The following is a 13,907-nucleotide window of genomic DNA, read 5'->3' on the forward strand; positions in this document are numbered from 1 at the left end:
TCACCCATCCTATCGTTTGAGAATTTAAAAGCCGCTTGCCATCATCTCTTCAACGATTGTCCTAAAAATAGGAGCTGCTATTACTCCAGCTAAATAACCCTTTGCGCCAGGGTTTCCTACAGTGACTATTAAAACGTAACGAGGGCTGTCATATGGCCAAAAACCGGCAAAAGTGGCTACGTGAGTATCTTGCAAATATTTTCCCCTATGGGCAACCTGAGCGGTACCGGTTTTCCCGGCCACCTTCGCGTTCTCAACATCGGCACGCTTCCCTGTGCCCTCTGCTACTGCTTGTCTTAAGGTCATTCTCAACCTTTCGGCCGTTGAATTTGAAAGCGCTCGGCCAATCTCCCGCCTCTGGCCGTGGTAAACTTCGTTGCCCTTTCTGTCAAATACGTTTTTCGTCAAATAGGGACGAACCAAAAGGCCTCCGTTTGCAATGGCCGAAAAAGCTTGGGCTAACTGGAGAGGCGTAACTGCTATACCCTGCCCCAGAGCGATGTTGGCAGGCACAACGCCCCACCATTGAGATGGAAGGGGGAGCAATCCTTCTTCTTCACCAGGTAATTCTACGCCTGTAGGAAGGCCAAACCCCCAGCTTTTAAGGGCATTGTAGGTAAAATTTGCGGGCATCATCATACCAATTTGAGCCATCCCAACATTGCAGGAGTTAATAATTAATTTATTGAAGTCCTGATTTCCATGAGCACGCCAATTTACCTCACGAATCACATGATCCGCTATTTTTACAGATCCTGAGCAGTTGAACCTGCTTTTTGAGTTAACATACCCGTTTTCCAAGGCTATGCCCATAATGATAGGTTTTAATACTGAGCCAGGTTCATATACCCTGCCTATCGCGTTGTTTCTGAGTGCATCGCCCGAGAAGGTCTCTCTATTCCCGGGGTCAAAGGAAGGAAAACTCGACATGGCTAATATTTCTCCGGTCATGGGATCCATACATACAGCCGCTGCCCATTCCGCATTGTTCACGGACGCCCCGTTTTGCAAAGCCTCATCGACTATGTACTGCAACCTCCAGTCGATTGTAAGAACTACCTCGCTTTTAGGGAAGAGCATTTCTTCCTCTGAAGATAAATTTGCTGCTTCGAAGTAATTCCCTGCGGCGTCTCTTATTAAATTTCTCATACGTGGCGGATTGTACAGAAAAAAGTCCCATTGTCTCTCGACTCCGGAAAGGCCTTTTTCATCTATGTCGACAAAGCCCAACAGATGGGCCATATGCTTTCCAAAGGGATAGGAGCGCTCCATTTCCTTTATGCCGTATACCCCTTTTAAATTTAAAGATAATATCTCTTCGCCCTTTTTTAATGTTAATTTACGGACTAACCACATAAATCTACCCTCTAGAGGCTTTTGTAGTTTCTGGACGACTTGATTAGGAAGATGCTGACCTAAAGCCGACAATTGGTTTGGATCCCAAAATGCAGGATCGACAAACATGCTCAATCGCGGAACGGATAAGGCTAGAGTTATGCCGTTTCTGTCCGCAATCGTGCCTCTCGACGATGTTACCAAAACTTGCTGCCAATACTGGCTCCTTGCCCACATTACAACTCTTGAATCGGGAATAAGACAAAGTTGGACAACTTTAGCCGTTATAACAACAAAGGCTAAAAATATTAAAAGCCAAAGACCCCTAGACCCTTTCAAAATTAGTCCTCTCTATCCTCCTTGGCGCTGGCAAAGGCAGAGAAAATTCCAAGCGTCTTTCTTTTTTCAAGAGCTACAGTCGGTAAATTATCTCCTTGAAAACGTTCACTATCGGGAGCGATTGCAAGTCGTATCGTAGAACCTCTCTCTAAGCCCTTCGTCATGCCCAATTTCCCGCTGGCATAATAGACGACCCGATCCGGGGCCATCATGGAAAGAAGGCGTTGAGAAAGAAGCAAATCTTTTTGTTGTAATGCTTCAATTTGTTGGTTTAAAGCCATCAATTCATGCTCTAAATATAGACTGTAAAAACGAAGCCCCGCAAGTCCGAGGAGAGCTAGGGAAACCAATATAATATAAGCATAAATGCCCTTTTTGCCCTTTGTTGCCACCCTTACCACTCCCCATCAAAAAATATCAGGATCTTATTAAAACGCGCAATTTTGCACTTCTAGATCTCGGATTACCTTCGATTTCTTCCTTCTTCGGTAAAATTGGTTTCTTAGAAAACATCTTTCCAATTCCTTCTTTTTCCCAGTCTTTAAAGGAATGTTTAACGATCCGGTCCTCCAGAGAATGGTAGCTTATGACTATTAAATGTCCACCGCTTCGAAGGCAACCCAGGCTGTTTTTCAATCCGTTTTCAAGTGCTCCCAATTCATCGTTAACAACAATTCTTAGAGCCTGAAAGATCCTTCTTGCCGGATGTTTTCCCATTTGTCTCTGAATTTTTGCCGGAAGTGCCCCCCTAATTATCTCCACCAACTCCGCAGTGGAAGTGATCAGCCCTTTCTGCTCGCGATATCTGATTATTGCCTTTGCGATTTGGCGGGAGTAGCGCTCCTCGCCGTACTTGTAAAAGATATCAGATAACTCTTTGATGCTATAGTAATTTATTATATCAAAGGCTGTTAATTCAGCATCACGGTCCATCCTCATGTCAATAGGTCCCGGTTTATTGAATGAAAACCCTCTTTCATCATCGTCAAGCTGCAACGAAGAGACGCCCAAATCGAATAAAATTGCATCAACCGCTACAGATCTAAAGCTATTTTTAACGACATCGCCTATGAACCTGAAATTTGATTTAACTAACAAGGCCCTTTCGCCGAAGGGTTTAAGCTTTTCCGAAGCTATTGCTAAGGCTCTCTCATCCTGGTCGAGTCCTAAAAGCTTAATGTCGGGAAAAGTCGACAACAAAGCATATGCATGCCCGCCAAGCCCTACAGTAGCATCGACAACTAACTTTATATCGTCAGATAGCGATAGTATATCTATAATCTCATCAGTTAATACAGGAACATGCCTTATTGCTTCCATTCTACGCCCTCGACGATCGTTGACAGGTTTGACAAAATATCCTGTCTATATTTGTTCCAGGTCTCACGATCCCATATTTCCAGATGATCTCCAACTCCGATGATGCTGACCTCCGTTTCTAAATATGCATGCGACTTTAACATCTGTGGGAGAAGTATTCTCCCAGCCGAATCGAGGGTAATTTCATGAGCCGTTGCCAAAAATACGCGCAAAAAATCTCTAGCCTTACTTTGAGAAAAGGGCATCTTTTGCAATTTTTCAAGCAGCTTCTCCCACTCATCCTTGGAATACAAAGAGATGCACCTCTCGACGCCAACAGAGGCAACGAGCTGTTCCCCCATCTCCTGCCTAAACTTAGATGGCAATACCAATCGGCCTTTACTGTCCAGGCGATGCTCATAGGTCCCGATCATCATCTCACACGCCATCCCACTTTAATACACTTTCTACCACTTTACCACCAAGTCAACACATAATACAAGCCCCAGGGCCTANNTAGGCCCTGGGGCTTGTATTATTTATTTCGAGCATTCCATAAGCCGGGTTCTGTAATATTGATGACCATTTATCTCGGGATGAGCTTGCGCCCATCCTCTAGCGATCAACCCGGAGGTCAGCGGGCCACCTCATCCCTCCCTATTAGATCTTGCTCCAAGCGGGGTTTGCCTGGCTCACTGGTCGCCCAATGACCGGTGGGCTCTTACTCCACCTTTTCACCCTTACTCCAAATGGGAGCGGTATCTTTCTGTAGCACTATCCCGAGGCTCGCGCCTGCTGGACGTTATCCAGCGCTTTGCCCTGTGGAGCCCGGACTTTCCTCGTTCTATCCCAGGAACGCGGTCATCCGGAATGCTCGAAATCTTGTTTATTTTCTATGTTAAAGATATCATCATGAAGACCTTTTTTCAACACTACAATATTGGCTTTTAGGGAGGGTTCTTATGGAAACGCAGTTTTCGCCAATGCCCGGATACGATGAATTCAAAAATAAAGTAAAGTCGCTAATGAACATTGAACTTGACGCCTATAAACAGCAAATTCACCGACGGGTCCATATGTTAATGCAGCGTTGGAAATGTTCCAATTATGATGAATATTTCGAAATACTGAAAAAAGACCCGGAAAAACGAAAGGAGTTTTTGGACTACCTCGCAATCAATGTGTCTGAATTTTTTAGAAATCCATCAATATGGTGGCATTTGCGAGACAAGGTTTTGCCGGAGTTAATAAAGGAGAAAGGAAGACGTCTTAAAATGTGGAGTGCCGGCTCAGCTACAGGAGAGGAAGCTTACTCCCTGGCAATTCTGGCTGAAGAGCTTAAGCTCTTATGTCCGCCTTACATAGATGCATGGGATATTGACGAAGAGGCAACAAACATTGCTTTAAAGGGAATATATCACCAAAGACAATTAGCAAATGTACCCCCAAATTGGATCGATAAATATTTCGTCAAAATTGACGAAGAACATTTTAAAGTTAAGGACACGATAAGAAGACGAGTCCAATTTAAAATCATGAACCTGCTCAATGCCACCTTCCCCCAGAACGAATATGACTTAATATTATGTCGAAATGTCGTGATATATTTTTCTGCAGAAACTAAGAAAACTTTGTATCAAAAGTTCGTCAAGACTCTACGTCCGGGAGGCATAATGATGGTTGGTGCCACTGAGCATATTTACGATTATCGCAGCCTCGATTTGGAGCCCCTGGGACAATTTTTATATAGGAGAAAATAAAAGATAAAAAATCCCGTGGGATTTTTTATAAAGAACATCCCGCGGGATTTCGCGTAAACAACGAAGATAGACAATTACTTAATGGGATCTGACTATTTCCTTTATCCGCATTAACCTGCTTAAGTTAGATCGTTCCATTTCGTCTAATCTCATAGTTATATCCCTTATCGTTTCCTCAAAGGCCGGAATCATAACATATTCGAGGGCATTAACCCTTCTGCGTGTACGTTCTATTTCGCTGGCCATCAACCGTAATGCCTTCTCTTCGCTGGCAAGGCGTATCAAGTCGGGGAGCAGTTCCTGAAATTGCTCCAACGCCAAATCCAGGCTGCCGGATGTCATGGCAAAGCCGTAACCTTTCACCTGTTCTTCTGCTTTGTCTATTGTATATTCGGGAACCGCGACGCTCATAAGGTTGCGAGTCTTTACATGAACGCCTGTTTCTCCGCCGCCAGCCATTAATAAAGATTGCTCCAGTACGGCCGGCACCATTTGGGCACGGGCCATCAGAAAGCTTCGATAACAGGCGAAAATGGCCGCTTCCACTTTCTCGCGCAAATCCTTTACATCTCTTGCTTTCTGCAAGAATTGCTTTATTAATGCATCCTGCTTATCTTTTAATAATTTATGTCCTCTTTTTGCGGCCGCAAGTCGCCTCTTGATGACGTTTAGCATCATTCTGTTGGGATTGACGTTCAATTTATTGGCCAACTCTTATCACTCCTTTTAATTTACGATGTAGCAGAAGAGGTGGCCACCTCGTCTTTATTTGTTTCGTCGTCCTGACGTTTGGGTTTTAGGTATTTCTCGATGTATTCGTCCCTTACCCGCTTCAGCTCCGTCAAAGGCAGAGGTGCAAGCAGTTCCCACCCAAGCTCGAGAGTCTCCAATATGGTCCTGTTCTCGTACTCGCCTTGCCTTACATATCTATCTTCAAACTTATCGGCAAACTCTGCGAATGCCTTATCACTTTCCGTTAACGCTCCCTCGCCAAGGATAACGGCCAACTCTTTAGCCTCTTTTCCTCTAGCATATGCCGCAAACAACTGATTCAAAAGGTCGGCATGGTCTTCTCGCGTTTTATCCCTTCCTATTCCCTTGTCCTTCAATCGCGAAAGAGAAGGCAGCACATCGACGGGGGGATATATGCCTTTACGGTGAAGTCCTCTGCTCATAATAATTTGCCCTTCCGTTATATAGCCCGTCAGGTCAGGAATCGGGTGAGTTATATCATCCTCAGGCATTGTTAGTATGGGAAGCTGTGTTATGGAGCCCTTATAACCACGCAGGCGGCCTGCCCTCTCATACATCGTAGCTAGGTCAGTATAGAGGTAGCCGGGGTAACCTCTTCTGCCGGGCACCTCTTTTCTGGCTGCTGATATTTCCCTTAAGGCTTCGCAATAGTTGGTCATGTCAGTTAATATGACAAGTACGTGCATATCGAGCTCAAATGCCAGATACTCCGCACAGGTAAGGGCGAGCCTTGGCGTAGTTATACGTTCAATTGCAGGGTCATCGGCAAGATTTAGGAACATAACGGCACGCTCGATAGCTCCCGTTCTTCTAAAGTCATCTATGAAAAAAGAGGCTTCTTCAAATGTGATGCCCATTGCAGCAAATACTACGGCAAATCTTTCTTGAGAACCCAAGACGGTAGCTTGACGCGCAATTTGAGCAGCCATCTTATTGTGAGGCATACCGCTTCCTGAAAATATTGGAAGCTTCTGTCCGCGAACAATTGGGTTCATGCCGTCTATAGTGGATATCCCTGTCTGTATAAACTCCGACGGATAATCTCTGGAGTAAGGATTGATAGGATATCCGTTTATATCCAAATGCTTCTCCGGTATTATGGCAGGCCCGTCGTCTATGGGCTCACCCCTCCCGTTAAAGATCCTTCCCAATAATCCCCTCGAGACGGGAATCATCAATACTTTTCCAAGAAAACGAACCTTCGTGTTTTCAAGATCTATCCCCGTAGTACCTTCGAAGACTTGAACAAGGGCCTTATCTGTCGATATTTCCAAAACGCGGCCTCGTCTTCTTTCGCCGTTGCTCAACAAGATCTCGACGAGCTCATCGTAGCGAACGTCAGCCGTTTTTTCAACCACCATAAGGGGGCCTGAAAGATCATTGATTGTTCTGTATTCTTTAGGCAGCATAATTGTCGCCTCCCGTTGGTATTATCTTATTGATTTGAGAGCGAATCTCAGCTTCAAGTTGGTCGAGGGAATCTAACTTATCTTCAGAAACATATCTCATTCTAGCTATATTTTCCCTAATGGGAAGTTCGAAAAGTTTCTTTATGTCTGCTCCTCGACGCAATGCATCTTTCGCTGTATGATGGAAAGTTAAGATATTGCGAAGCATCTTAAACTGCTTATCCATTGAGGCATATGTATCGACCTCATGAAAAGCATTTTGATGCAAAAAATCTTCCCTTATCGATTTAGCCGTTTCCAGAACCAAGCGCTCCTCCCGAGAAAGTGCGTCAATGCCGACTAACCTCACGACTTCCAGCAATTGCGACTCTTCCTCCAGGAGAGACATGGCTTCGATCCGTTGCATGCTCCATTCGCCGTCGTACTTTTCATCCCAGTATTCTCCCAACACATCGGTATATAGAGAATAACTGTTTAGCCAGTTTATGGCAGGGAAATGCCTCTGATAAGCCAACGATGCATCCAATCCCCAGAATACCTTTGTAACCCTCAAGGTGTTCTGACTTACGGGTTCCGAAAGATCTCCGCCAGGGGGAGAAACGGCACCAATAACGCTTATGGCACCTTCCCTTCCATCTTTACCCAAGCATATGCTTCTGCCGGCTCGCTCATAGAAAGATGCCAGTCTTGTCCCCAAGTATGCAGGGTAACCTTCTTCGCCGGGCATTTCTTCCAAACGACCGGATATTTCTCTTAAAGCTTCTGCCCATCGGCTTGTCGAATCCGCCATCAAGGCAACTGAATATCCCATATCTCTATAATGCTCAGCTATTGTGATGGCTGTATAAATGCTGGCTTCTCGAGCGGCCACAGGCATATTTGACGTGTTTGCTATAAGGACTGTTCTCTTCATGAGAGGTTGCCCGGATCTCGGATCCTGTAATTCGGGGAATTCCAGCAAAACGTCAGTCATTTCATTGCCACGCTCACCACATCCAACATACACTACTATCTCAGCGTCTGCCCACTTGGCAAGCTGGTGCTGGATGACCGTCTTGCCGCTGCCGAATGGGCCGGGAACGCATGCAGTTCCTCCTCTGGCAATAGGGAAAAACATATCTACGACGCGCTGACCTGTGAGCAGCGGTATTTCAGGTTTTAACCTTCGGGCTACCGGTTTGGGAAATCTTACGGGCCAGCGCTGCATCATTGTAACCTTATGCACATTACCCCGCTCATCTTCTATCTCAACAATCACATCGTCAACAGTATATTCTCCCTCTTTTATGGACCTGACTTTACCCTCAACTCCATTGGGAACCAATATACGATGTTCAACGAGAACAGTTTCCTGAACGATCCCCAGTATATCTCCGGGGCCCACGGATTCTCCGTTTTTGACTTTTGGGACAAACCCCCACTTTTTCTTTCTATCGAGAGCAGGTACATCAATACCCCTCGTGATATATGGACTTTGTGCTTCCTTTTCTATCATGCTCAAAGGCCTTTGTACTCCGTCGAAAAATTGTTCTATAAGTCCAGGCCCTAATTCGACGCTTAAAGGAGCCCCTGTGCTTATAACAGGTTCCTTTGGCTTCAAACCTGATGTTTCCTCGTAAACCTGAACGAAAGCGTTATCTCCCTTCAACTCGATAATTTCCCCGACCAAACCCAGGTCGCCTACTCGAACAACGTCGTACATCGAGGCGCCGGCCATGCCGCTTGCCACTACTAATGGCCCTGATATTCTCGTGATAGATCCCTTTATCTGCTTACGAGCCGTCTCGCCCATCGAAAACTCCCTCCAAATTCAAATAATTTTGCTCAATTATTTATTTGCGAAAATATCAATACCTACTGCCTTCTCTACCCAATTCTTAATCTGCGTTGAACCAAAACCTGTAGAGTACTTTAAAGTTGGTACCGGAATTACGCTTAACATGTTATCCCGCGTTAGTTCATCGATAATACTATCGAATTTCTCATATATATCTTCGGTGATAAGGCAGATAGCGTATTGTTTATTAATGATATCAATCAATATTTCTCTAAATTTCTTATCGTCATTCGGATCGTCTATTACAAACTGTTTTAAACCTATCGCCTGGAAGGGCAAAACGCTTTCATAATCCCCCACTGCTGCTATGGGATGTGTCCTACGCTGCATGGCGCAACAACCCCTTTATCATATCTTTCTCTACCCCGCTGGCCTTGCCCACGAGTATAATTCTCAAATTTTTAACCTCTGTCTCTTTTAGCCAGAGAAAGCGGAGAACCTGTTCAGGGGCAAAAGGATCGTATTGGTATTTGTTTAAGTATTTGCTGATCATCCCATCGGACCGTTTTTCAATTTCGGGCAAAATCCTCGACGCATCCATTTCTTCGACGTTATCCAATATACGTCCCATATAACCAAAGGCAAGTTCCCTAGCCCACGATTCCTTTGGTTCGGCGTACAGCTGCGCCAAAAGTTCTGTTGAATATGTGCCGCCGGAATGAAGATAGTTTGATATCTGCGATGCATCGGCATTCATCCTCTTAAGCCGCAACATCGTTCTGATATTTTCCCCGTCGATCCGAAAACGAACATATTCCTTTACGCCGTTATAAGAAAGCTCATCTGCTATCAAGCGCATTATATAAAACATATGTCTGTCTAAAAGTTGTTCTATCTCTAGAATATTTTTCGTCTGTTCCCATATCATTACGCATGATGGAATTATCCTGTGCAACTGATGAGGAAGGAGTCGGTAATCTTCGCTTTCAACAGCTAATATCATATCATCTGCCGGATATGAACCCATGGAAACCAACAGATCCCACCGACTTTTACCACCCTCTCTCTGGGCAAACATTCCCTTTAATATGACCTTCAAATTATGGAAGTCATAAGGGATTTGAAAAAGCTGAACCAGCTGTGGGTCAGGAACGAATTTTCTGAGCTCTCCATAGGTGTATGAAAGCTCTGCTTCCAATAAATTATCGTATGAAGAGTTGTTGCCCATTTCAGCAATCCATTGTCCATAGCACGTCTCGATGAACAATTTCCAGGTAGACTCAAAGCTCTCAGCCTCTGCCATTTGTTGCATGGCCGAAGTATCGATTTTTCTATTTTCCATCGCCCTCAAGCGGGATACGGCATAGGTGTATTCGCTTCTGGCTTCCAATTGTCTCACCGACCCTAAATTTATCATGATTCATCTCCTATTAAAAGGGCTAATCCGAGAAAAGTTCCCCTGCAATTATCAATTCGAGCTCGTCTTGGATGCTTGCTATTAGCATATCAAAGGAGCAGTTAATATCGATATCGCCGACATTTAGGATAAAACCCCCTCTAAAAGGTAACTTTTCATCGGCTAAACTCAATTTGGTATCATTTTTCCGATTGAAATTAGATACCCATTCTTCGTCTATAATCGCCTCTTCTTCACCGACATAGATCAGCCCTTCGGATTTTTCCGACTCTTTGACGGCAGTCTTCAAGACCGTTTCGACGAATGAAGCATATTTCTCAGGATCAAGGGTGTTCATCTTTTTTCTGGCTTTCGTCAGCGTCTCTTCGATCAGAGATCTTTTCATCGATAGTTCAATCTTCCCTAGATCCAGATCCGCGACAATTTCTCTTCTCTTAAAAATATTTTCTCTTTCTTCTTTCGCCTGTTGCATCCATTCTTCCTGTATTTTCTGAGCTTCCCCTTGAGCCTTTGAAATTATCTCTTCGGCTTGTTTTTTAGCCTTCTCCAATATTTCGTCGGCTTGTTTTCTTGCATCATCTTCTATTTTTGTCTTGACATCAGCCAATGCCATTTGGCAACACCTCTATAAGCTAATGCCGTTCAGCAATATGATGCTCATCAAAAGAGCCAAAACGGCATAAGTCTCCACCATCGCAGGCAATATAACTGCTTTACCAGTTTCCTCAGGCCTTTTAGCAATAAGCTGAATGCAGGCAGCTGATGTCTTGCCCTGCGAATATCCTGAAATATATCCAACTATTGCGATTGGCAAACAGGCAAAAAGTATGGCCATCCCCTGTTCCAAACTAACCGCAACCGGTTCACCGCCAAGCAGTCCAACCTGCATGATAGTAAAAAATCCTATCAGCAAACCATATATCCCCTGAGTTCCAGGCAGTGCCTGAAGTAACAAAACCAGACCAAACTTCCCGGGATCCTCTGTCATGACCCCAGCTCCCGATTCACCGGCAACACCTACACCAAGAGCAGAACCTGAACCGGCACACCCCGCAGCCAACGCAGCACCTAATATAGCTAATGCAAGTCCCCATTCCATAATCAAATACACTCCTTTCAAAAATTATTAATTGGCATAAATTGCCATGTTTTTAATGTAATTGTTGAACTAACTGGAAGCATTAACGCGAATTAAATGATCTAAATCATAGCTTTCTGCAATGTCAACATAACGTGCATTCATATCAAATGGATCGAATGCTCTTCCTCCTGCTTTGTAAAATTTGCTGAAGAATTCGACGTATTGGAGACGCAAGGAATGGACAAATGCCCCTAAAACGTTAACAGCTATGCTAAATATATGTCCGCCTGCGAACAAAATTATCCCCAATAGCCAGCCTATGTAGGGAATATGAAATAGCTGCAACGTCAATGTATTGATGATCATCGCTATGGCTGACGTGGCTAAACCAAGCGCTAAGAGCCTGCTGTAACTTAACACGTCACCTAAGTACGATGTTATGGAATATAGGCTCATGATCCCGGAAAACAATTTGGAAAAGACATTTTTCTTTTCCCTTCCCTGAGTTGCAACCAATATACAGGCTCCTGCAATTGCTGCTATTGCGCTGGCAGAAGAAAGCGAAGGCGGCAACATTCCAGCACGAACGAGTATATAGAGAGCCAAACCCAGAAGGAAAGTTATCCAACCACCTTGGTCCCCTATCGCTCCGATGTAATCCTTCTTTCGAAGATTATCGAAAAAGGCGATGAAGAGTCCGAAGATTATTTGAACGAAACCAATGAACAGAGAAAAACCGAGGAAAGGCATGGGATTGTACATTACGTCAGTGATCTTTAATGAATTTTTGATATCTCGAAGTGATGCTAATATGGGAAATGCATCGATCATATCCCCGAACAGCGAGCCGGTCAAAACACCCACAAGTACCGATGAAATTCCTGCCAGAACAAACAAAACAAAGAATTTAAAGGCATCCTTACGAGGGCAATACTTCTTAATGGTATACAAAAAGATCAAGGCTAAGAGGGCACCATATCCTGCATCACCTAAACACATGCCGAAAAATAAGAAATAAAAGGGAGCAAAAAATGGTGTTGGATCGATGCCATTGTACTCTGGTAATCCGTAAAGTTTTGTCAATGGCTCAAAGGGAGATGCCCATTTCCTTGAGACTAGATATACAGGCGGTTCATCCTCTTCCTCCGGTTCCGAAATTTCCATGTGAACTAATGACTTGTAGGAAGACAATGCAGACTGTATGCGATCAATCGCAATCGTTGGAACCCACATCTTATTCCAAGTGGCATGTTCCGTCGAAAGCCCAGAACCAATAGCTTCAAGCCTTCGTTTAATTAAATCATAATAATCGTGGAGTTGCTCGAGGTACATGAAATTCTTTTTAGCTTCATCGGAGATTGACGCAAATAGTTTTTCTTCTTCAGCGATGAGTTCCTTCTTTGTCTCTGCCATGTTTTCAAGCTCTTCAACTGGCGTTCCAAGCAACCTGGGATCAAGCTCTATTATTGAAGCTCCGTTAGACGTCAACAAATTTCTGATTTCTTCCTTTTTCTCCTTTACGAAAAGGGCAATCAAATATACCTCCTTGTCCTTTTCTTTGGGGGTAGATATGAAGAAATCACCTTCGTCCGGATTGATCGAACCTTCCAGCAACGATTTAAACACCCCGGTTTGTTCGACCGGTATAGCAGCCATTATGCCGGTTACGTAGTCCGTTCCCTTTGTTATCAACGAAAGAGGAAGTTGAAAATCGACGACTTTTGCTACTATTCCTTCAATGTTTCTGAGCCTGGAAAGTTCTGCCCTTATTTCAGATAATTTCTTTTCGACCTCTCTCAACTTAGCCGAATATTGAACGATATCAAAACTCTCTTCCAGCCTCGATATTTCGTCAAGTGATACCTTAGGCTTGTTTCCAAGCATTCTGGCTATCTTGCTTCCCTCTTCCTGATAGTAAGGCTCGAGAAATCTTATAGCAAATCTTGCGTCGGACAGCTTTTCGTCGAGAGATTTAATGCTTTCGGGCCGCCATTGATCTTCTTCAGCTCGCTCTGTAGTAATTACCTCACAGCACCCGAGACGCTGAAGTTCGCTCATAACCTCTTCTCTTACGGACTCATGAACGACGAGATCGAGCTTGCAAAACTTAGTTATTGCCATATGTTTTCATCACCTCTTCCATCACTAAAGCAGCAACACGATCTACTTTAGGAAGGTAGGTCTCTCTTTCAGAGGAGATTTTCTTTTTGCCTTGCTCGATGATAGATTGGGCCTTTTTCTCAGCTTCGGCTTGAGCTTGTTGAACTATTTCCCTGTACTGAGCTCTTGCTTTAGCTTTTGCCTCTTTGATAATTTCTTCTGCCTTCACGCGAGCTTCTTCGATGATGCCGTTGGCTTTAGTTTTGGCCTCTTCCACCAACTTCTTCGCAGATTCTTCAGTCTCCTTGAGCTCTTGCGCTATATCTGCCGGCAATGTTATCAACTCCTTTGCTCAGAAATTGTGAGACCGCTTATGGACGGGATAAACCTTGTTATGAACAACACAATCGGAACTCAGTGTAATCATTTTTAGACGCCCTGTCAAATCGATAGAGTTCCTTTGTATAAAAAAAATGGAGGAATCATCGGGAATAGAGCATTTGGCCAATTACAACCTGCCCGATCGCGCCCCATGATATACTATCACAAATCATAATTTAATATCAATGATTCATATGAAAATTCTTAAAAATCAAATGTACCTAATATCATTGTACTAATAGACCGACTTATTAAC

General features: G+C 44.0%; 14 protein-coding genes and 1 other RNA gene. 1 reads left to right on the forward strand and 14 read right to left on the reverse strand.

What is annotated here, in order from left to right; translation table 11 throughout:
* Positions 1-24: 24 nt before the first annotated feature.
* The 5 genes from B3N34_RS04790 to rnpB all read right to left on the reverse strand — a co-directional run bounded on the left by B3N34_RS04790 (position 25) and on the right by rnpB (position 3,850).
* Positions 25-1,674 carry a peptidoglycan D,D-transpeptidase FtsI family protein gene (locus B3N34_RS04790; protein ID WP_286975404.1) on the reverse strand — a complete coding sequence of 550 codons (1,650 nt, stop codon included), beginning with the start codon at positions 1,672-1,674 and terminating at the stop codon, positions 25-27.
* A 2-nt stretch (positions 1,675-1,676) separates the two neighbouring features.
* A complete protein-coding gene (locus B3N34_RS04795) occupies positions 1,677-2,066 on the reverse strand; it encodes a cell division protein (protein ID WP_286975407.1) in 390 nt (129 codons plus the stop codon).
* A gap of 25 nt (positions 2,067-2,091) precedes the next feature.
* Entirely contained in the window at positions 2,092-2,994 is a 903-nt protein-coding gene (gene rsmH / locus B3N34_RS04800; RefSeq protein WP_286975410.1) for a 16S rRNA (cytosine(1402)-N(4))-methyltransferase RsmH, read from the reverse strand.
* Positions 2,982-3,410: a division/cell wall cluster transcriptional repressor MraZ gene (gene mraZ / locus B3N34_RS04805; protein ID WP_273003324.1), complete on the reverse strand. Its 429-nt coding sequence runs from the start codon at positions 3,408-3,410 to the stop codon at positions 2,982-2,984. The genes rsmH and mraZ overlap by 13 nt, the downstream gene beginning before the upstream one ends.
* 104 nt (positions 3,411-3,514) lie before the next feature.
* Positions 3,515-3,850, reverse strand: an RNA gene (gene rnpB, locus B3N34_RS04810) — RNase P RNA component class A.
* An 85-nt stretch (positions 3,851-3,935) separates the two neighbouring features.
* Between rnpB and B3N34_RS04815 the strand changes: the two genes are divergently transcribed.
* A complete protein-coding gene (locus tag B3N34_RS04815; protein ID WP_273003325.1) occupies positions 3,936-4,733 on the forward strand; it encodes a CheR family methyltransferase in 798 nt (265 codons plus the stop codon).
* 78 nt (positions 4,734-4,811) lie between these two features.
* Here the strand turns inward: B3N34_RS04815 and B3N34_RS04820 are convergent, their stop codons facing one another.
* The 9 genes from B3N34_RS04820 to B3N34_RS04860 all read right to left on the reverse strand — a co-directional run bounded on the left by B3N34_RS04820 (position 4,812) and on the right by B3N34_RS04860 (position 13,604).
* Complete coding sequence (locus tag B3N34_RS04820) at positions 4,812-5,444, reverse strand: V-type ATP synthase subunit D (RefSeq protein WP_213697925.1); 633 nt, start codon at positions 5,442-5,444, stop codon at positions 4,812-4,814.
* Positions 5,445-5,464: 20 nt separating this feature from the next.
* Positions 5,465-6,895: a V-type ATP synthase subunit B gene (locus tag B3N34_RS04825; RefSeq protein ID WP_213697924.1), complete on the reverse strand. Its 1,431-nt coding sequence runs from the start codon at positions 6,893-6,895 to the stop codon at positions 5,465-5,467.
* Complete coding sequence (locus B3N34_RS04830; RefSeq protein WP_273003326.1) at positions 6,885-8,687, reverse strand: V-type ATP synthase subunit A; 1,803 nt, start codon at positions 8,685-8,687, stop codon at positions 6,885-6,887. Before B3N34_RS04830 ends, B3N34_RS04825 begins: the two co-directional genes overlap by 11 nt.
* A 36-nt stretch (positions 8,688-8,723) precedes the next feature.
* On the reverse strand, positions 8,724-9,062 hold the full coding sequence (locus tag B3N34_RS04835) for a V-type ATP synthase subunit F (RefSeq protein WP_009201038.1): 339 nt from the start codon (positions 9,060-9,062) through the stop codon (positions 8,724-8,726).
* A complete protein-coding gene (locus B3N34_RS04840; protein WP_286975417.1) occupies positions 9,052-10,089 on the reverse strand; it encodes a V-type ATPase subunit in 1,038 nt (345 codons plus the stop codon). Before B3N34_RS04840 ends, B3N34_RS04835 begins: the two co-directional genes overlap by 11 nt.
* Before the next feature lie 22 nt (positions 10,090-10,111).
* The gene (locus tag B3N34_RS04845) at positions 10,112-10,702 is read right to left on the reverse strand and encodes a V-type ATP synthase subunit E (RefSeq protein ID WP_286975420.1); all 591 of its coding nucleotides are present in this window, start codon (positions 10,700-10,702) and stop codon (positions 10,112-10,114) included.
* Positions 10,703-10,714: 12 nt separating this feature from the next.
* Positions 10,715-11,188 carry a V-type ATP synthase subunit K gene (locus B3N34_RS04850; RefSeq protein ID WP_009201041.1) on the reverse strand — a complete coding sequence of 158 codons (474 nt, stop codon included), beginning with the start codon at positions 11,186-11,188 and terminating at the stop codon, positions 10,715-10,717.
* Between the two features lie 69 nt (positions 11,189-11,257).
* Complete coding sequence (locus tag B3N34_RS04855; protein WP_286975421.1) at positions 11,258-13,291, reverse strand: V-type ATP synthase subunit I; 2,034 nt, start codon at positions 13,289-13,291, stop codon at positions 11,258-11,260.
* Positions 13,278-13,604 carry a hypothetical protein gene (locus B3N34_RS04860; protein ID WP_213697918.1) on the reverse strand — a complete coding sequence of 109 codons (327 nt, stop codon included), beginning with the start codon at positions 13,602-13,604 and terminating at the stop codon, positions 13,278-13,280. The genes B3N34_RS04855 and B3N34_RS04860 overlap by 14 nt, the downstream gene beginning before the upstream one ends.
* Positions 13,605-13,907 lie beyond the last annotated feature (303 nt).

It is taken from the genome of Acetomicrobium sp. UBA5826, assembly GCF_002433005.1.
Lineage (GTDB): Bacteria > Synergistota > Synergistia > Synergistales > Acetomicrobiaceae > Acetomicrobium.